Annotated in this window: 18 protein-coding genes and 1 pseudogene; 11 read left to right on the top strand and 8 right to left on the bottom strand. The window is 37.2% G+C overall.

The annotated features are described in order from the left end of the window. Positions 1-341: 341 nt before the first annotated feature. A complete protein-coding gene (locus CWATDRAFT_RS14715; RefSeq protein ID WP_007305742.1) occupies positions 342-767 on the bottom strand; it encodes a CU044_2847 family protein in 426 nt (141 codons plus the stop codon). Between the two features lie 74 nt (positions 768-841). Between CWATDRAFT_RS14715 and CWATDRAFT_RS14710 the strand changes: the two genes are divergently transcribed. The 5 genes from CWATDRAFT_RS14710 to CWATDRAFT_RS14685 all read left to right on the top strand — a co-directional run bounded on the left by CWATDRAFT_RS14710 (position 842) and on the right by CWATDRAFT_RS14685 (position 5,215). Further along, the gene (locus tag CWATDRAFT_RS14710; protein WP_007305743.1) at positions 842-1,300 is read left to right on the top strand and encodes a DUF29 domain-containing protein; all 459 of its coding nucleotides are present in this window, start codon (positions 842-844) and stop codon (positions 1,298-1,300) included. A gap of 28 nt (positions 1,301-1,328) precedes the next feature. After that, positions 1,329-4,214: an nSTAND1 domain-containing NTPase gene (locus CWATDRAFT_RS14705; RefSeq protein WP_007305744.1), complete on the top strand. Its 2,886-nt coding sequence runs from the start codon at positions 1,329-1,331 to the stop codon at positions 4,212-4,214. A gap of 139 nt (positions 4,215-4,353) precedes the next feature. Then, positions 4,354-4,587, top strand: coding sequence for a hypothetical protein (locus CWATDRAFT_RS14695; RefSeq protein ID WP_007310986.1), 234 nt, complete (start codon positions 4,354-4,356; stop codon positions 4,585-4,587). Beyond that, a complete protein-coding gene (locus tag CWATDRAFT_RS14690; protein ID WP_007305745.1) occupies positions 4,584-4,928 on the top strand; it encodes a type II toxin-antitoxin system PemK/MazF family toxin in 345 nt (114 codons plus the stop codon). The genes CWATDRAFT_RS14695 and CWATDRAFT_RS14690 overlap by 4 nt, the downstream gene beginning before the upstream one ends. Before the next feature lie 41 nt (positions 4,929-4,969). Further along, positions 4,970-5,215 carry a hypothetical protein gene (locus CWATDRAFT_RS14685; RefSeq protein ID WP_007305746.1) on the top strand — a complete coding sequence of 82 codons (246 nt, stop codon included), beginning with the start codon at positions 4,970-4,972 and terminating at the stop codon, positions 5,213-5,215. Between the two features lie 162 nt (positions 5,216-5,377). On the opposite strand, the gene CWATDRAFT_RS33745 is transcribed toward CWATDRAFT_RS14685, so the two are convergent. The 4 genes from CWATDRAFT_RS33745 to gnd all read right to left on the bottom strand — a co-directional run bounded on the left by CWATDRAFT_RS33745 (position 5,378) and on the right by gnd (position 9,148). After that, positions 5,378-5,773 carry a type II toxin-antitoxin system VapC family toxin gene (locus CWATDRAFT_RS33745; RefSeq protein ID WP_007305741.1) on the bottom strand — a complete coding sequence of 132 codons (396 nt, stop codon included), beginning with the start codon at positions 5,771-5,773 and terminating at the stop codon, positions 5,378-5,380. A 6-nt stretch (positions 5,774-5,779) separates the two neighbouring features. Further along, positions 5,780-6,019 carry a hypothetical protein gene (locus CWATDRAFT_RS14675; protein ID WP_007305740.1) on the bottom strand — a complete coding sequence of 80 codons (240 nt, stop codon included), beginning with the start codon at positions 6,017-6,019 and terminating at the stop codon, positions 5,780-5,782. Between the two features lie 244 nt (positions 6,020-6,263). After that, positions 6,264-7,607: a hypothetical protein gene (locus tag CWATDRAFT_RS14670; RefSeq protein ID WP_007305739.1), complete on the bottom strand. Its 1,344-nt coding sequence runs from the start codon at positions 7,605-7,607 to the stop codon at positions 6,264-6,266. Positions 7,608-7,726: 119 nt separating this feature from the next. Then, positions 7,727-9,148 (bottom strand): decarboxylating NADP(+)-dependent phosphogluconate dehydrogenase, encoded by a 1,422-nt coding sequence (gene gnd, locus CWATDRAFT_RS14665; protein ID WP_007305738.1) that lies wholly within the window; start codon positions 9,146-9,148, stop codon positions 7,727-7,729. A gap of 358 nt (positions 9,149-9,506) precedes the next feature. Here gnd and CWATDRAFT_RS14660 point away from each other — a divergent pair, with 358 nt between their 5' ends. Next, on the top strand, positions 9,507-9,914 hold the full coding sequence (locus CWATDRAFT_RS14660) for a Uma2 family endonuclease (protein ID WP_007305747.1): 408 nt from the start codon (positions 9,507-9,509) through the stop codon (positions 9,912-9,914). A gap of 283 nt (positions 9,915-10,197) precedes the next feature. Here the strand turns inward: CWATDRAFT_RS14660 and CWATDRAFT_RS41795 are convergent, their stop codons facing one another. After that, positions 10,198-10,383 carry a WG repeat-containing protein gene (locus CWATDRAFT_RS41795; RefSeq protein ID WP_353734785.1) on the bottom strand — a complete coding sequence of 62 codons (186 nt, stop codon included), beginning with the start codon at positions 10,381-10,383 and terminating at the stop codon, positions 10,198-10,200. A 113-nt stretch (positions 10,384-10,496) separates the two neighbouring features. Here CWATDRAFT_RS41795 and CWATDRAFT_RS14655 point away from each other — a divergent pair, with 113 nt between their 5' ends. Next, complete coding sequence (locus CWATDRAFT_RS14655; RefSeq protein ID WP_007305748.1) at positions 10,497-11,405, top strand: DMT family transporter; 909 nt, start codon at positions 10,497-10,499, stop codon at positions 11,403-11,405. A 65-nt stretch (positions 11,406-11,470) separates the two neighbouring features. On the opposite strand, the pseudogene CWATDRAFT_RS14650 reads toward CWATDRAFT_RS14655, so the two are convergent. Next, positions 11,471-12,261, bottom strand: a pseudogene (locus tag CWATDRAFT_RS14650) (peptidylprolyl isomerase). Positions 12,262-12,325: 64 nt separating this feature from the next. Continuing rightward, positions 12,326-13,459 carry a calcium/sodium antiporter gene (locus tag CWATDRAFT_RS14645; protein WP_007305735.1) on the bottom strand — a complete coding sequence of 378 codons (1,134 nt, stop codon included), beginning with the start codon at positions 13,457-13,459 and terminating at the stop codon, positions 12,326-12,328. Between the two features lie 245 nt (positions 13,460-13,704). On the opposite strand from CWATDRAFT_RS14645, the gene CWATDRAFT_RS14640 reads away from it, so the two are divergent. From CWATDRAFT_RS14640 to CWATDRAFT_RS14625, 4 genes are all read left to right on the top strand, one after another. Then, on the top strand, positions 13,705-14,277 hold the full coding sequence (locus CWATDRAFT_RS14640) for a hypothetical protein (protein ID WP_007305749.1): 573 nt from the start codon (positions 13,705-13,707) through the stop codon (positions 14,275-14,277). A gap of 245 nt (positions 14,278-14,522) precedes the next feature. Further along, positions 14,523-15,575: a circadian clock protein LdpA gene (gene ldpA / locus CWATDRAFT_RS14635; protein ID WP_007305750.1), complete on the top strand. Its 1,053-nt coding sequence runs from the start codon at positions 14,523-14,525 to the stop codon at positions 15,573-15,575. Positions 15,576-15,646: 71 nt separating this feature from the next. Continuing rightward, entirely contained in the window at positions 15,647-17,461 is a 1,815-nt protein-coding gene (locus tag CWATDRAFT_RS14630) for a R3H domain-containing nucleic acid-binding protein (RefSeq protein ID WP_007305751.1), read from the top strand. 314 nt (positions 17,462-17,775) lie between these two features. Beyond that, complete coding sequence (locus CWATDRAFT_RS14625) at positions 17,776-19,302, top strand: IS5-like element ISCwa2 family transposase (RefSeq protein ID WP_007305752.1); 1,527 nt, start codon at positions 17,776-17,778, stop codon at positions 19,300-19,302. The last annotated feature ends 31 nt before the right edge of the window (positions 19,303-19,333 follow it).

The raw sequence follows: 19,333 nt of genomic DNA, 5'->3' as shown, positions 1-19,333 counted from the left end.
GATGGCTCGGACCGTTTTTTTGGTGTATTACGCTACACTAATACACCCTACAATTCTCTAAATAACAGTCGTCTTCTTCTGCCCATTGAATAATCATTGTATATTTAAGGTTATTCACTATTTTGTCTCCTTTTAACTTGTTCTATTGCTTCTAAAATGAGAGCATCTTATTTTTGTAGAAAAATCATCCTGGAAGTTTGACGGGGGGACGGGGAGAGGGGGAGACGGGGGTAAATTAATCAGATCAACCATTATCAATAAAGGATAAGAAAGCAACTTTAGGATGTTTACTCTAAAACTCTTTTTTCTAAGTAAGTTTGACCATTCACATTAATTATTATTTATTCGGTGTCAAGAAAAGAACATTCAACTGTAATTTTTAAATGACTATCTGCTGAAGTTGTAACGTAAGGTACTCCTACTTTTCCCATTACTTTAATGCCAAATTCTAAGGTTACTTTATCAATATTAGCATTATCAACTTGTTTAAAAGCATTTAGTGTATATTCTGTATAAGATTTAATGGTATTAGCAATAGAAGGAATATTATTCTCAATTGGTTCTTGTTCTGAAGTGTCATTTTCTGTAGAAGATGGTCTCGAAAAAATATCTTTGAGTCCTTTGGGATCTTTTCCTAAGCTTTCTCTGGTTTCTTCTGTGGTTTCTTCAGCAATATTTTTATCTTCAGAACTGATATCAATATCTTCGTTACTCTCTAAATAAATAATTGTGTTATCGTCTAATTTGATCGGGGTTAATTTTGTCATAATTTTTAAGATTTGATGGGTTAGATAATTTTAGTTTAAACTGAAATTATTGACTATTGTTATTGTAAACTATCATGACCACTGAATTTACTGCAAAGACTAAATGTTTATATGATACGGATTATTATCTCTGGTTACAACAAACAGCTAAAAGTTTAGCCAATCGTGATTTTACAACTTTAGACTTGGATAATTTATTGGATGAAATTGAATCTTTGGGGAAACGAGAAAAAAAGGCAATTAAAAGTAAATTAAGAATTGTCATCTTACATCTTTTAAAATGGAATTATCAAGTTAACAAGCGTTCTCAAAGTTGGATTTATTCGATTGCTGAACATCGACAACGTTTATATGATGATTTTGAAACCAGTCCTAGTTTAAAGCGATATTGTCAAGATATTTTTCTACAAGTTTATCAAGAAGGACGTAAGTTAGCTGCAAAAGAAACAGGACTATCTTTAAATCATTTTCCTGAAACTTGTCCTTTTTCCTTAGAAAATATTCTTGATGAGAATTGGTTGGAAATTAGTTAAAATTAATTGTTTAATATAAACTATATTCATGAGTAGAGATGCGTTAATTGTTGGCATTAATAATTATCAATATGAGGGCTTAAAATATTTGTCCTCTCCTGCTGAGGATGCAGAGGCGATAGCTTCTATTTTGGAACAGCATGGACAGTTTAATACTATTCGTCGTTTACCTGAAGCTATAAAAAACCTTGATTCAACTACCAAATCACCTTATATTAGTCAAAAGGGCGAAGTTTCTTTAAAACAGTTAAAGGATAGTTTAGTAAAACTGTTTAAACCAGAAACTAATCAAATTCCTGATACTGCTTTGTTCTATTTTTCAGGTCATGGGATTAGGAAAACCTCGGGAATAACAGAAGGTTTTCTATGTACCAGCGATGTTCATCCTGACAGGGAATTTAATGGTTTATCTTTGAAATGGTTACGGGAATTATTACAAGAAAGTCCCATTAAAAAACAAATTATTTGGTTAGATTGTTGTCATAGTGGAGAATTTCTTGATTTTAGTGAAGCCAACCCCCAAGAAGTAGGAAAAGGACGAGATAGATGTTTTATTGCAGCATCTAGAGAGTTTGAAGAAGCACTGCTCGACATTAATAGTAAATACAGTGTTTTAACTAAACTTATTTTAGAAGGGTTAGAACCGGATCAATATAATGAAAAATCGATAACAACTTTAAGCTTAAGTAACTATATTAATGAACAAATTAAACAAATAAAAGGCAATCTACAACACCCTATTTTTACTAATTTAGGTGAACCCATACCCCTAACCTATGGTCAGAAAATTGCAGCAGAAAACCCCGAAACTACCGAAACAAGCGATATTTGCCCCTATAAAGGATTAAGATATTTTGAATTAGAAGATCATCACTGGTTCTTTGGGCGAGAAACCCTGACAAAAACACTTTTAGGAAAAATTAGTCAAAAAAACTTCTTAGCGGTGCTTGGTGCTTCAGGAAGCGGTAAATCTTCCGTTATTCGGGCAGGGGTGCTATATCAGTTAAAACAAGGATTGACCTTGCAGGGTTCGGCTGACTGGGAAATTAAGATCATGGTGCCTGGAAATCAACCCATGTTTACTATTGCGCAACAGTTTCTTGAACCTGATCTCTCTCGTATTCAGCGATCGCACCAGTTAGAAACAGCAGAAAGCTTATTAGAAAAGGGTTCTGATGGGTTAAAACGTCTCATCGAAACCACAGACGCACCGAAAGTGTTGTTAATAATTGACCAATTTGAGGAAATTTTTGCTCCTGATACCGATAAAGCTGAACGAGAGCGGTTTATTGACTGTTTATTAGGTGCAGTGGAAAAATGCAACGGTAAACTTAAGGTTATGATTGCCATGCGCGCTGACTTTTTTGGCAAATGTGTGGAGGAAACCTATAGCGGTTTGAGTCAGCAGATAGAGGAAAATCTTGTTTCTGTGACTCCTATGAAGGAAAAAGAACTGTTGCGCGCTATTACCAAACCAGCAAAACTGGTTAATTTACCTATCGAACCATTATTAATTAAGGAAATACTCAAAGATATTGAAAATTCTCCTGGTAGTCTTCCCTTACTGCAAGATGCGTTAAGGGAGTTATGGAAACAACGAGATCATCAGGGGTTAACTTTAGCTAACTATACTAAGCTTGGCAGAGTTGCCGGCAGTCTTAACAAACGCGCAACGGATGTTTATCAAAGTCTTACTATTGCGCAACAGTTAACAGCGAAACATATTTTTCTCAACCTGACGCAGTTGGGAGAGGGGACAGAAGACACTCGTAGACGGTTTTTAAAAACGGATTTAGTGACGGAAAACCATGATCAAGCTTCTATTGACGCAATGGTACAGTTATTGGCTGATGAAAAGTTAATTGTTACGGATAGGACACAGCAAGGGGATGAGGTGATAGATGTGGCTCACGAGGCGTTAATACGTCATTGGGAACTGTTGCAACAGTGGTTAGATGAGAGTCGGCAACAGTTACAGGAACAGCGAAAAATTGAAAGTTTAGCCCAAGAGTGGCGCGATCGCGGATATAAAAATGAGTATTTATTGCAGGGACGATGGTTAAAGGAATGTCGTCAGAAGCAACAGTATTTGACCTTATCAACCCGAGCATCAGAGTTTCTAGAAAAGAGTGCTAAACATCAATTAATGAGTCGGGTTCAAGCAGTGGGGTTATTTTTTATTATTCCTTTGATGGGAACATATTTGGGCCTTCGAGAGATTCAACTCAATGCAGATACAAAACTCTTAGAAAACTGTCCAGAAAAACAAGAATATTGTCCAGGGAGAAGAGAAGCATTACAACGGTTGGTTAAAGCATCTAAATCATTGGCTTATTTTGATCTCGACAATGCCAACCTCTACAAAGCTAACCTCACCAATGCCAACCTCTACAAAGCCAACCTCGAAGATGCCCACCTCGAAGATGCCAACCTCTACAAAGCCAACCTCAACAATGCCCTCCTCAACAATGCCAACCTATACAAAGCCAACCTCAACAATGCCCTCCTCAACAATGCCAACCTCAGATATGCCAACCTCGACAATGCCAACCTCAGATATGCCAAAGTCACCAATGCTAACCTCACCAATGCTAACCTCCACATTGCCAACCTCACCAATGCCAACCTCGAAGATGCCAACCTCGAAGATGCCAACCTCACCTATGCCAAGCTCAGATATGCCAACCTCTACAATGCTAACCTCGAAGATGCTAACCTCTACAATGCCAACATCACTCCTCGTCAAATTAAATCAACTTGCAATTGGGATCAAGCATTTTATAACGATTATTGGGATAAAGAAAAGAGAGAATGGATAATTGATCACGAAGCCAATAAAGCTTATATTGAAGGACTAAAACAAGATAAAGCTAGTGATCCTAAAACGCCTCCTGATTGTAGCAAGTGGGAATAAATGGTAGGGTGGGCAAATTTTAAAATTATGTTACCTACTGATAATGTAAAAAACTTTGCCCACCTGACAAAGCTTTATGAGACAAGACTATTAACGATATAATTCGTTATTATGGAATTTGAATGGGACGACAACAAAAATGACAACTAAAGAAAAAATCAACCAACAACTTGAGCAACTAAGTGAAGAACAACTTGACCAAGTATCAGAATTTATTGCTTTTCTCAAATTTCGAGAAAAATTTATTAATCCTATTATCAATACAGAGAGAATCTCACAACTTTACCAAGAGTTTGCTGAAGAAGATCGTCAACTTGCTGAACAGGGAATCAATGAATACGCTGAATTATTAAAGCAAGAAGATCAATCATGAAAATTGAACGAGGAGACATTTATACTGGTAATCTTAGCCCAATACAAGGATCAGAACAAGGTGGTATTCGTCCAGTCATCATCTTTCAAAAAAATACCATTTCTCAATTTACGACAACTATCATCACTATTCCTTTAACAACTAATCTAAAACGAATTTCTCTACCTAGTTGTTTACTTATTCCACAAAATGAAGGAGGATTAAATCAAGATTCTGTCGCTTTATGTCATCAATTGCGAGTATTAGATAAAGCCCGTTTAGTCCGCAAAATTGGAAGATTAAGTCCAAAAATCATTGATCAAATTGAAAATATTGTCTTATTTACTTTAGGATATATATAGAGTAGTATTTATTTATCCCTTAAACTGGATTCAAGAAAACAATGACAATCAATAATAATTCATCAAAACATCAACGTATTACAGAACTCTTTGATCTTTGTCGTCAACGTTATTTAGAAGCAGGAGGGAACCCTCATAAATCAGTTGATTGTCAACAGTGGATGAGTGAAGCAGAAAAACAAGAATTTTTGCAACTGGGACAACAATTAATTGATCCCCAAAAAATAGCAGACTATCAACAACAAAACGGTTCTTGGCGTGATCAAATTAAATTAATTCAATCATAATCAATATCTTTGATGTATAACAAATTTTTTCTTCTGGGACTGTTTCTTATCTAAACATCTTTACCCCTCAACCTCTAGTTATAAGCGCACACCTTTTCCATTGTGTATAGAATATCATGTCAAGTCAATCAAAAGCAAGTGTTTTTAACATTAATTAGCATCTTATGGTAAAACTAAAACCGAACCAAATTGCTGAAAATGATGATCTAATGTTAAAGCTTTTTTGATTTTTAGTTTTTCTATAATCCATTTACTACTACAATCTGTAAAACTCCAATTTTTATCCGAAAATTTCTCAAAAGTTTGCCATGTTTGCTGAATATCCTCTGGTGTTAAATAGTAAATTCGGGTTAATTTTCCTGAAAAAAAAGCTTCTCCTAAAGCAGTTGCTCTTAATGTTTCTTTTCGTATTCTTAGGAGAGTGAGTGTTTCATCAATGACATAATCAGTTGTCAATAAAGTTTCAGTATTTTGATTGAACCATTGAGATAATATTTGATGATCTGGATCAGAAGGAACAACCGAAGCAAACCATGCACTGGTATCAACAAAAATCATATTAATTTATTCTCCTTCATTTTGAGAATAAAGAAGATAATCATGATCTCTACCAGAAAAACCTATATCCTGATTTTCCGTCGGTAATTGAGCAATTTTTTTGAGAATTTCTGCTGGTAATATTTCAGTTTCTGCGGAATAAGATTGAGCAAGTTGTTGACTCATCCAGTCAAAGAGTTCTTTTTTTTCTTCTAAGGATAAACTTAAGATGGTTTCTTCAAGTTTTAGAAGTTGTGTTGTATTCATGGTTAAATTAGATAAACTGAGTCTTAGTTAATAATAGCATCCTTTGAATAAGAGAACTAAATTTTGTTAGCATCATATCAGTCAGACGAACAAAAAAACGAGGTTAACTTATATGAAAGCTGAAGAATTAGACGAAAAATTTGATAACAATGAAGATGTACTGGAATTCTTTGACTTATCAACCTTAAAAAGACCAGAACTAAACACTTTAATAGTTGTGACTGATTGTATACAACAATGGGAATTATTTCCACAGATTTTGCATATTATGGATGCCAGCTACAAATGCTGCACCGACCAATTGACAACGCTCGTAAAAATCTTGTTCACTGGTCTGGATGTTAGAGGTTTCGTTTGATGTTACCAGTACCCTATTATATTCAATTGTCACCGTATTTATGGTTTTTGATATTAGGTTTTCATCATTAATGTCAAGATAATAATTGGCTTTTTTTATTACTTCTTCTAACCTTTTCAACATGGTATTGGTAGCACCATAAACATCAGGACGTGATATTTCCCAATTATCAACATTAATAGGTAGTCTATTAGAAGCCTCCCGTATCATGCTTATAAAGGGATCGACAAAAGCTTCCATTTGAGATTGATTAACGGTACTGTATTTATCCGGCTCATCAGGACTTGAAACATCTAGCACTGACACCAATGGTCTAACTAACTCTTGATAAGATTTCAAGTCATGGGTATTGCGCAGATAATCTAGTAGTGCTTTGGTACCTTTACCACCATTCTGCGGTGCAAATTTAGTTAAGTTCATACCATCTAGTTTTGGTGAAAACAAAGCATCGAGTATTTCATGGGAAAATGCTGAATAACTATGTGGTTCTAAACATATAATAGGATAATTCGGATTTGCCATATACGCAGCAGCACGACAAGCTCCAGCTACAGCAATACTCAAATCATGATTCTTTTTTAACCCTAGTTTTGTTTCTTCACTAGGCTGAGAAATGTCTTTGTATAGAGGAGTCCCACGATAAGTGTGTGTATTGTAGACTTCATTAGTTCTACCTTCTTTTGCTGGGGCGCGATTGCCATTGCTGATAATCAAATTTGTCAATACTGCCGAACCACAGACAAAATTTTGATTATTTTGCCAAATACTTGCCATAACCTCCAAAAGCCCAACATCTGCTTGATTCCAAATTGTGTAAGGATTGCTAGAACATACGGATTTATCAGCAATTACTTCATCAGATAATAGTCCATCAACACAAGAAGGTGGTAAGGTTCCGGCGTGTGGTACATCAAGTATAATTTGTTTTTGAGTGCCTAAACGACTAGGTCGGATAAAGCTGATGCTAGAGTCACTACGCCCCGTAATAAAAAGTGTATCCACATAAGATACAACGTATACGGGCGTATCTTTATAATCAAAATATGGTCGTGCCACCAACAGCATGGCATTGTACGTTTCTTGTGAAATATTAGGATATTGTTTTTTTAACCAGCTAGAGAATATGACTTGATCTGAAAACTCTTCGAGTATATTTCTATTGCTTAAATCCTTTCCGGTAAAACGCTGTATAAAATCAATTGCTGTTGTGTGCATATTGGTTTTTAGCATAAGTTATATATTTTGTGCAAAAAAGTTAAGCTTTATTCATAAAACAGAAAACTGAAAATATAGAAACCCCTCCCGATAACGGAAAGGGTCAACAATTCTGTTATGATTAATCTGAGAAATTAAGCGGCCCACTCGGTGTGGAAAGCTTCTCCTTTGGGCTTATCAACACGCTCATAAGTGTGCGCACCAAAGTAGTCTCTTTGTGCCTGGGTTAAGTTCTGAGGTAGATCAGCACGACGATAGCTATCGAAGTAGTCTAAAGAAGCACTAAAAGCAGGAACAGGAATACCTACTTGATTGGCTAATACTAGCACTTCACGCCAAGCTTCTTGACGATCTAAGATACTTTGTTTAAACTCAGGGGCTAAGAGTAGGTTAGGTAGATCAGGATTATCTACAAATGCCTTCTTAATCTTGTCTAAGAAACCGGCACGAATAATACAACCGCCTTTCCAGATACGGGCAGATTCGGGTAAGCTAACCTGGTTACCATAATACTCAGCAGAAGCTTTAGCAATTAAAGCCATTCCTTGAGCATAGGAACACATTTTAGAGCAGTAGAGAGCGTCTCTAACCTTGTTGATGAAGGCTTTTTTGTCTCCATCAAATTTAATGGCAGGGCCAGTTAACTGGTGAGAAGCAGACTCTCTTTCTTCCTTGTAGGAAGACATCACCCGCGCATTCACCGCAGCGTACATGGTGGGGATGGGAACTCCTAACTCTAAGGAACTTACTACGGTCCAGCGACCGGTTCCTTTTTGTCCAGCAGAGTCTAAAATTAGGTCAACCAGATGCTTCTTGCTATCGGGGTCAACATACTTGAAGATATCAGCCGTAATTTCAATTAAGAAAGAATTAAGTTCATCGGTGGTATTCCACTCTTTGAATACTTCGTGTAATTCTTCGTTGCTCAGGCCAAGAGCATTTTTCATGATGTCGTAGGCTTCTGCAATTAACTGCATATCGCCGTACTCAATGCCGTTGTGAACCATTTTCACATAGTGTCCGGCACCACCAGGGCCAACAAAGGTAACACAGGGACCATCATCTACCTGTGCAGCAATTTTGGTTAAGATGGGTTCTAATTCTTCGTAGGCTGCTTTGGTACCGCCAGGCATTAAGCTAGGACCTTTTAAGGCACCTTCTTCACCGCCACTAACACCCATTCCGACGAAACCAAGACCAGTTGATTCTAGGTCTCTCGTGCGTCTTTCGGTATCTTCGTATAAGGAGTTACCGCCATCGATAATCATATCCCCTTCTTCTAAGAGGGGTTTCAAATCTTCGATCACATAGTCAACAGGCGCACCTGCTTTAACCATGACTAAGATTTTACGAGGACGTTCTAAGGTTTTTACAAATTCTTCTAATGAATAGGCCGCTTTGACATCTTTGCCTTGGGCCCGTGTTTTCATGAATTCTTCTGTTTTACTGGCTGTACGGTTATATACAGCAATGGGAAAGCCGCGACTTTCGACATTAAGGGCGAGATTTTCTCCCATTACCGCCAGGCCGATGACACCAAAGGTTCGCTTTGTCATATAATTCCTACCAACTCTACGGGTTGTACGATCAAGAGAAGTTTGATCTTGTTTGACTGTTGAAGTGTCTAGGGAACACCACTAATCAGTTTAGCCCCTGTTTCTCTATGACCTCGGTTTTTTAAATATAATCTTAAGTAATCATCCTCAAAATGCGATCGTTTATACAAAATTGTTGAACTTCGGAATGGGTTTATTTTGTTGTTGATAGGCAAGAATCATCTCTTTAAGCGCATCTTGTAACATTAGATGCGAACGTTGTAGGGGTCAACGGCCATTGACCCCTACAGAAATATATATGTATACTTTAGGAAATTTTTAGTTAATCGAAAAGATATAAAAATTCTAGATTTAGATTATGTTAATTAATACAAAACTTCCCCTAAGTCTTGACTATCTTCAAAAACAAGATCAAACTTTTAGTTTATCAGGAATGACTTGGACAGACTATGAAAAATTTAATTCAGAAGAATATTTAGGTTACAGAGTTTCTTATTTTAATGGAGTCATTACTTTAGTTTACCCTAATTTAGTTATTGAAGTTATATTTTCTAGTGGCAGCATCGATGATCTCGAAAAATATCAAGCGATAGGGGTTAAAAAAGTTTGGTTTTGGAAAAATAATAAAATAACTTTTTATGAGTTACAAAGCGAAGGATATACAGAAATTACTCATAGTAAATATTTATCTAATTTGACATATGAACTACTAGAAAAGTTTGTTAATAAAGGACTTACTAAAAGTCCTCTCATTATTGAAGGATGATTTCTAGAATAAATAGTTTAATTTTAAGAAAAAATGCTTTAGATTATTCTGTATTTATGGTAATAAGAAAACTTTATATTTCGTAGGGTGGGTTAGGTGCGAGGTTGGTTTTGATAAAAAAATCATAATTTTTTATCCGCACCGTAACCCACCATTTTAAATATACCAATCATTTATCAGTTGTGAGAATTAATGTTGAAACTTATCCCCCCTAACCCCCCTTTGTAAGGGGGGAACTAAAGGGGGGATCTCATCAATCATTGCTGACTGCTATACCAATCATTTAAGAGATCACAGCTAAACCGTCAGAAAAGTTACGTGCATCATCAAACTTAGCTTCAATTAATATTTTTCCTTTTTTATCAATATATCCATACTTATCATTAACAAGAATGATAGCTAAATCATCTGAAAATCTTTTTATTTTATCAAAATTAGGTTGAATAACTATGTTTCCATATTTATCAATATAGCCATATTTTTCATTTATTTCTACTTTTGCTAACCCATCAATTTTACTTAGGGCAATAGGTTAAAATATTATAAAATATTAACTTCTTGAAAAATAGGTATTTAAAATAAATGCGATCGCCGCAACTTTGGCAAGTTAGTCTGATTCTAACTATTGGTATTTTATCGGTTTCCTCCACAGCAATTTTTATCCGTCTTGCTTTACAAGCTTCGGAAAAATTAGGATTAGAGTTTAGTCTTTTTTTAGCAGCTTCTCGTCTAATCATTGCCTCTTTAGTCTTACTTCCAGCTTGGCAGAAAGTAGTTACCAATAAAGTGACTATTAAAGCCTATTATTATGCTATTGCTGCCGGGTTTTCTTTATCATTGCATTTTGTTTGTTGGATTACTTCTTTATCGTTTACTTCTATTACTGCCTCCACAACCTTAGTGACAACAAATCCGATTTGGGTAGCTATTTTATCCTGGTTTTGGTTTAAAGAAAAACCCAAAAAACTAACAATTTTAGGAATCATTATTGCCTTAGTTGGTGGTATTTTAATCGCTTGGGGTAGTAGTGATAGTAATAACTCGTATAGTAGCCCGATGTTAGGAAATACCTTAGCCTTGATGGGAGCTTTTTTTGTCAGTTTCTATTTAATTTTTGGCAAAATTGCACAACAACAGGGCTTAAAAATTAGTAGTTATAGTGTCATTGTATATACAACGGCTGCTATGCTTCTTTTTCCCTTACCGTTTATCTTTGGTGATGGTTATACCAATTATCCTAATTCTGTCTATTTATATGTTATTTTAATGGCTATTTTTTCACAATTAATTGGTCATACTAGCATTAATTGGTCAGTGCGTTGGTTATCTCCTACTTTAGTCACTTTAGCTATTCTATTTGAACCCATTGGTGCTAGTTTTTTGGGCTTTGTTCTCTTCCAGGAAATTCCCTCTATTTTAGTGTTAATAGGGGCAGTTATCATTTTAATTGGTGTTATTATTGCTGTCATTAGTTCTCAAGTTCAATCTTGATCGAAGCTTCTACCTTTCAACTCCTGCCTACTTTTAAAACTCCCCACGAAGGGGCTAAAAACAGTCTAATTTTCCGTTGCCACTTCTGGCAAAGTTTGAGCAGGTAAGAAAGTAACACTTTTTTGAACTTGTGCCATTAACCAACCTTGAAAAAGTTCGTTAAGTAATCTTTGTCTGGTGTTGTCATCCAACTGTGCCGACATATATTTCTCTAGGCGTAAAATAATCCACCAATCTCCTATTGGAGTAGGTGGGGAAAGTTGTCCGGGGCGACTGGCTGCTAAAATTTGTGCTATTTTGGGGTGAGGTGTATTGAGTTCCACCGGACCTAATAAGCCTCCCGTTTGGGCTTCAGAACCTTGGGAGTATTGTCTGGCTAACTCGCTAAAGGTATTTTCTCCTTCTTTAATACGAAAGTAAAGTTCTTGAGCGACTCCTGGATCTTTGCTGCGAATTAAGGAATAAACCACCCGATCTAATTGTCCCTTACATTTGACAAAACCCGATCTAATTGTCCCTTACATTTGACAAAATAGGGGTCTAACTTATCGGCCCAGGTAAGCTGCTTAAATTTTTCTATTTTTAAGTCTCTAACCGTTAATTTTTCTAATTGTTCTGGAGTCATGCCATGATGATCTAACCACACTTTTAGCTGGTTTTCATCTGCTATTTGCTGTTTCTGATAGAACCTTTGTTTAGCGACAGTGCTTTCTTCGGGGGTACAGGTAATAGAAGCGATCGCTTGATCGATGATAATTTGTTTAGCTAGTTGTGGCAGTAAGCGATATTGGGCAAGTAGAGGATACAGTTCCACCGAGGAAATATCTTGCTCGCCAATTTTTAACACAATGTCCATGTTCTCAATTTTCCTGTTGGCAATACTCATTGTATGTTATTTTTCCGGGTAATTTCTTTGTTCTCTAATTTATTTCGTCTTGATCTTCTAAGGAATGATTGGTCACTTGCTTGCTTTGTCGTTTTTCTCGGAAACTATTGAGGGCTAAAATTACTAAAGTTATAACAGTAAGAGGAATAACAAAGACCATGACGCTGATAAATAGGGTTAGTCCATGGTGATTCGTTGCATACAAAATGAGATAGGTGGTGTAGGCGATATAATAACTCAAAAATAAGCAGCCTTCCCAACGGGCGATCACATTCCCTGTAAAGAAAATGGGTAAACAAGCAATGGCAATGGCTACCATTACTGGTAAATCAAAGTAAAGTGCTGCATCAGATACGGGAACCCCAACAGGTGAAACAATAGCACAAACGGCCAACACGGTTAAAATATTAAAAATGTTACTCCCTACTACATTTCCCACTGCAATATCTCTTTCTCCTTTGAGGGCAGCGACAACGGATGTAGCTAGTTCTGGCAGGGAGGTTCCGGCGGCCACAATGGTTAAACCAATAATTAAATCACTGACCCCTATTTGACGGGCAATATCTGTGGCGCTTTCCACTAACCATTGAGATCCCAAGACTAAACAGCCAACCCCTAATAAGATAAAGGCAATGTTTTGAGTCCATTGTCCTAAAGATAAAGGACTTTTATCCCCGTACTCTGCTTCGTAGTCTGAGTCTGGATCATCTGGTTGTTTTGACCCCTGATAAATTAAAAATACTGTATAGATGATACCTCCAAGCAAAAGAATAATACCATCTGAGCGATTAATGGTACGATCCAGTCCGAATAAGAGGGTTAAACAGGATACCCCAATCATAATCGGTACATCTAAACGAATTAGCTGTTGCGCTACCATCAAGGGGATAGCTAGGGATGATAAGCCCAAAATAACTAGAACATTAAAAATATTACTGCCAATTACATTCCCTAATGCTAACTCTGCTTGATTGGCTAAACTGGATTGAATGGCTACTGCCATCTCAGGGGAACTGGTTCCGTAGGAAACAATGGTTAAACCAATAACTAAAGGGGAAATTCCTAAACTGCCCGCTAAACGGGATGCCCCTCTAACTAAAATTTCCGCCCCAACCACTAATAATACCAGTCCTGCTAGGAGTAACCCAAATACTAAGATATAATTCATTCAAATTTGTGATTATTTATGAGGATCGACAGGTTAAAAAATATTACAACCACCAGAACAAGGTTAAAAAAATTTTAACCTCGAGTTGGTAGATATATAAGTCACGATATAGTTTAACTATCATACTATACTTAGTCCCTATTGTTGAGCATAGATGGTTTTCAGTTTTTTAAGTAATTTATTTAGGGACTTCATTTGTTTGGTTCTTTGATAGATATAGTGAAATCATAATAGTTTTCAAAACAATGAATATTTTGTTGAACAATTGTGCCGTTATAATTTCGGGTAATTCTTGGCAACCTGGAATTGGTGATCCAACAATTCTAGGTTGGTTAACTGTTTTTTCCTATTTTTTGACAGCTTTTTGTTATTTTAAATGTGGACATAAAAATAGAAGAGATAGTTGGATTTGGTGGGTAACGGGCTTATTTTTATTGCTTTTGGGAATTAACAAACAATTAGATTTGCAATCTTTGTTTACTGTAATAGCTAAAAATATAGCCATAGAACAAAATTGGTATGAGCAGCGTCGTTCGGTTCAAAAAAATTTTATTATTGGATTAATCACTATTGTTTTTGCCAGTTTCATGTTTTTTATTCAAGGCATGGGAAGAAAAGTAAAACAATTTATCTTACCTCTATTTGGTGTAGTTTTTCTCTTGACTTTTATCATTATTCGTGCTGCATCTTTCCATCATGTTGATCAATTATTAGGTTGGCAATTAGCAGGATTTCGTCTTAATTGGTTATTAGAACTAGGGGGAATTAGTTGTGTGGCGATCGCCGCGATCAAACAAATATGTAAAACGAGAAGATAATGTCTTGCTTGAAATATGCCAGTAATATGGTGTAGTATAGAAAGAGATGAGTTCAAAGGAGTAACTATAGCAGTTCCCATACTTGTGAGGTACACAGTTTTCTAGTTTTAGGAGTTCGGAGTTCGGAGTTCGGAGTTAGGAGGCGGGATATTAGGTGTACCTCACTCGTTGCGAGAAACGCTATATAAAAAAAGAAATTAGGAAAACAGGAAACAACCCTTGATTATAAGCAGTAAAATGGAAGAGTGAATGATTTTTTATCCCCTTTAACATCTCTGAGGGCAGGAGAATGGTTCAAACTCATTTGTGGCGCAAGTTTTCAAGACTTGCCGGCCATCCGTAGCCTGTCCTTGATTTATGCTCTAGTCGGTGCTAACTGTATCGATGTTGCTGCTGATCCGGCGGTTATAAAAGCTGCCAGGGAAGGCATAAACCTAGCAATGGAATGGGCAGAAATCGTCAGAAATAAAGGGTATCCCCAGATAAATAAACCCTGGTTAATGGTTAGTTTAAACGATGGAGAAGATCCCCACTTTCGTAAAGCCTATTTTGACGAAAGATTATGTCCATCAGATTGCTTACGCCCTTGTGAGTCAATCTGTCCAGCACAAGCGATCCTCCCATCGGGAATTATAGAACAGCGATGTTACGGATGTGGTCGTTGTTTGCCTGTGTGTCCCCTAAATTTAATCGAAACGCGATCGCAAACTATTACACCAGAAACAATTTTACAGTTACTGAAAAGTAATGGAGTCGATGCGATCGAAATTCATACCCAAGTAGGAAGAGAACAAAAATTTAAGGAACTGTGGCAACAATTATCTCCAGGGATCAAACAACTAAAACTGCTGGCCATTAGCTGTCCCGACGGCAAAGGATTAATTGACTATTTACAGACACTTTATGAGATTATTTCCCCCCTACCCTGTGAATTAATCTGGCAAACCGATGGTCGTCCCATGAGTGGAGACATTGGCAAAGGAACCACCCATGCAGCCATTCGACTTGGCAAAAAAGTTTTAGCATCTGGTTTACCAGGATGGGTACAACTAGCAGGGGGAACCAATGACTATACCGTACCCAGATTAAAAGAATTGGGATTATTAGGATCTTCATCATCCAGCAAACCCACCATAGCAGGGATCGCTTACGGCAGTTATGCCCGCACTTTAATATCTCCTTTTTTAAACACCATGGAAACACAATTAATATCATCAAAAATAACCGATTTTCCCCAACCATTCTGGCAAGCCTTAGATACTGCTTATTCTTTGGTTTCACCTTTGAAGGGGAGGTAAAGTCAGTTATCAGTTATCAGTTATCAGTTGTTTAATCTCCCAGTAACTATCTTGACGAAGCTTGCTAAATTATGTTAGATCCCAAAATAAATAAACTTTTAAATCCATCAGCCATAACAGTGCCATCTATACCCGAAACCGTTTTATCTCAACGGATGCAGATTACCGATGATCTGAGTCAACTGCTCGATATTTTACCCTCAAGCATTTCTCATTGTCTCAAGGAGCATCCTAACTGCGATCGCTTAGTGGAAGTCGTGATGGACTTAGGACGAGTTCCAGAAGCTCGTTTTCCTGGGGAGTCTATCTACTTAGGAGACGTTCCTGTGTCTGCTGCTGATTTAGAATACAGTATTCAACGAGTAGGAATCTTTAGCGGTGATAACCGAGCAGGGATAGAACGCACCCTACATCGAATCAGCGCCATGCGTAACCGTGGTGGAGACATTATCGGTTTAACCTGTCGTGTGGGAAGGGCTGTTTTTGGCACCATTTCCATGATTCGGGACTTAGTGGAAACAGGACAATCTTTGCTACTATTAGGTCGCCCTGGAGTGGGCAAAACCACGGCATTACGAGAAATTGCCAGGGTTTTAGCCGATGACTTTGATAAACGAGTGGTTATTATCGATACCTCCAATGAAATTGCTGGAGATGGGGATATTCCTCATCCTGCTATTGGCCGGGCCAGACGGATGCAGGTGGCAACCCCTGAATTACAGCATAAGATCATGATCGAGGCCGTAGAAAACCATATGCCCGAAGTGATCGTTATCGATGAAATTGGCACGGAATTAGAAGCTTTAGCTGCTCGAACCATTGCTGAGCGAGGGGTTCAGTTAGTTGGGACTGCTCACGGTAACCAGATCGAAAATTTGCTGAAAAATCCCACTCTTTCCGACCTCATTGGCGGTATTCAAGCGGTAACTTTGGGGGATGATGAGGCCAGACGTAGAGGGTCCCAGAAAACGGTTTTAGAACGGAAAGCTCCCCCTACCTTTGAAATTGCTATTGAAATGCTAGAGAGGCAAAAATGGGTGATTCATGAGGATGTGGCCAACACTATCGATATTTTGTTGCGCAGTGGACACCCCAAGCCCCAAGTAAGAACAGTTGATGAAAAAGGGGAAGTACAAATTACCCAGGAAGAACCTGATATCACCCCTAACCCTGCCAGTTTTGGGCGTAACTCAGGGGGAATCGTACAGCAACCCAAGGGTTGGCGTGCATCGGGTAAAATGACCCCTGTAACTCCTTTTGCAGGTAAAAGAGGGAGCAATTTAAGTTCGGCCTCGGAATTCGATCGCCTTTTAGATGCTTCTTGGACTCAACCGGAACCTAAAGGGGATAAAATCAGGGTTCCTGGTCCCAATGGTGAGGATTTTCCTGTTTATATCTATCCTTATGGTATTGGGCGATCGCAATTAGAACAGGTGATCGAAGTTTTAAATTTACCCATTGTTTTGACCAAAGACTTAGATAATGCAGATGTGGTGGTGGCGTTGCGTTCCCATCTCAAAAATCAGTCTAAGTTGCGTCAAGTGGCGAAAATGCGTCAAGTACCGATTCATGGGGTAAAATCTAACACCATTCCCCAAATTACTCGAACCTTGCAACGATTATTGGGTATGGATGAGGCTAAAACCCCTGAAACAGCAGATTTACGGCTGTTTACCCGTGGGGGTAATGATGATGAGTTGGAGGCGTTAGAGGAGGCAAGACTGGCGGTAGAACAGATTGTATTACCCAAAGGTCAACCCGTGGAATTATTACCGCGATCGCCTAAAGTAAGGAAAATGCAGCACGAATTAGTGGAACATTATCGTCTACAATCTGATAGTTTTGGGGAGGAACCTAACCGTAGATTACGCATTTATCCTGCTTAATAATAACTACAAAATATTGTAGGGTGGGCATTGCCCACCCTACTTTAGGCTATGATTTAGAAGATAAACTCTCATATTCTACCCCCCACCAATTTTTTCAAGTAAATAATTATTTTTGATGTAATATAATTAGTTTTCTTCTGTATTGTAGGGGTCAACGGCCGTTGACCCCTACGTAGGGTTTGCTGAATAAAAGCAAAACCCTATTCTTTAAAAGGTTACACCCATATTCGCGATCGCAAAAAAGATCAGCTTTGTCGGCTACAAACCGCTATAATTGGTAGAAACACCTCCCAGTTGTTGGTCAAGAACAAATGTATCGAAAAGAGGAGCAACCTTTACCGCCCCCAGAAAAATTTGAATTACCTTTCGAGGGCAAATTGTCCCCCAATAATCGTTGGGTAATCATGGCAGAGTTGATACCTTGGGATGATTTTGAGGAAGAATATGCTAAACTTTTTTCAGCAGAAAAAGGTGCGCCAGCCAAACTATTTAGAATGGCATTAGGGACATTAATTATTAAGGAAAAATTAGGAACAAGTGATAGAGAAACTATAGAACAGATTAGAGAAAATCCCTATCTACAATACTTTATAGGTTTAAATTGTTATCAACAAGAGCCACCACTGGAATCTTCAATGCTAGTTCATTTTAGGAAAAGAATTGATGGAGAATTGATAAACAAAATCAATAAAAAAATAGTAAAAAGAGAAATAGACAAGAGTGATAAAGAAGTAAAAAAAAAGGATTGTCTCCAAGAAAAAGGAGAAAAAATAAAAAACAAAGGTAAACTAATTTTAGATGCGACTTGTGCGCCAGCAGAAATCAAATACCCAACGGATTTAGGCATATTAAATCAAGCCAGAATTGAGACAGAAAGAATAATAGATAATCTTTATAAACCATTAAGAGTGAAATTGAGAAAAAAGCCGAGAACTTCTAGAAAAATTGCTAGAAAGGAATACTTAAAAGTAGCTAAAAAACGAAAAGTATCTTATCAAGAAAGAAGAAAAGCTATCGGGAAACAGTTAAAATACCTTAAGAAAAATTTAGGAAATATAGAAGACTTAATTCAAGCTGGGGCTTCCCTGGAAAATCTGAGTAAAAGACAGAAAAATTGTCTAGAGACTATCAAAAAAGTTTATGAACAACAACAGTCAATGTGGGAGAATAAGACCCAGAGTGTTCCTCAAAGAATTGTAAGTTTAACTCAACCGCATATTCGTCCAATAGTGAGGGGAAAAGCAGGAAAACCAATAGAGTTTGGAGCTAAACTCTCAGTAAGCTGTGTAGATAACTATGTGTTTCTAGACAAAATAAGTTGGGAAAACTTCAATGAATCTTGTCATTTAAAAGAACAAGTAGAAAAGTATAAAGAAACGTTTGGCTATTATCCCGAATCCGTCCATGTAGATAAAATTTATCGAACTAGGGAAAACAGAAATTGGTGTAAGGAAAGAGGGATAAGAATCAGTGGTCCGAAGTTAGGAAGACCTCCGAAAAATGTCAGTGAAGAAGAAAAGAAACAAGCCCACTCCGATGAATGCTTCCGTAATGCTATTGAGGGAAAGTTTGGACAAGCTAAACGAAGATTTAGCCTAAATCTCGTGATGACAAAACTCCCTGAAACCTCCATTACATCTATTGCTATTACATTTTTAGTTGTCAATCTTTCTAAACTTCTGAGGCAGTTTTTGTCGCTTTTTTTGTCCTTATTTACTAATAATAGAACAGGGGAACTCATCAAACCGCCTTTCATTAATTTTGATTATACTTTAAACAATTTTTATGTACTAAAACTTATTGATTTGTCAGAAAATTCTTGGTCAAAAGTGGCATAAATTTTGGAGAAACTTTTTCAGCAAACCCTAC

Source organism: Crocosphaera watsonii WH 8501 (genome assembly GCF_000167195.1).
Classification (GTDB): Bacteria; Cyanobacteriota; Cyanobacteriia; order Cyanobacteriales; family Microcystaceae; genus Crocosphaera; species Crocosphaera watsonii.
This window is presented reverse-complemented; position numbering and strand designations above follow the sequence as displayed.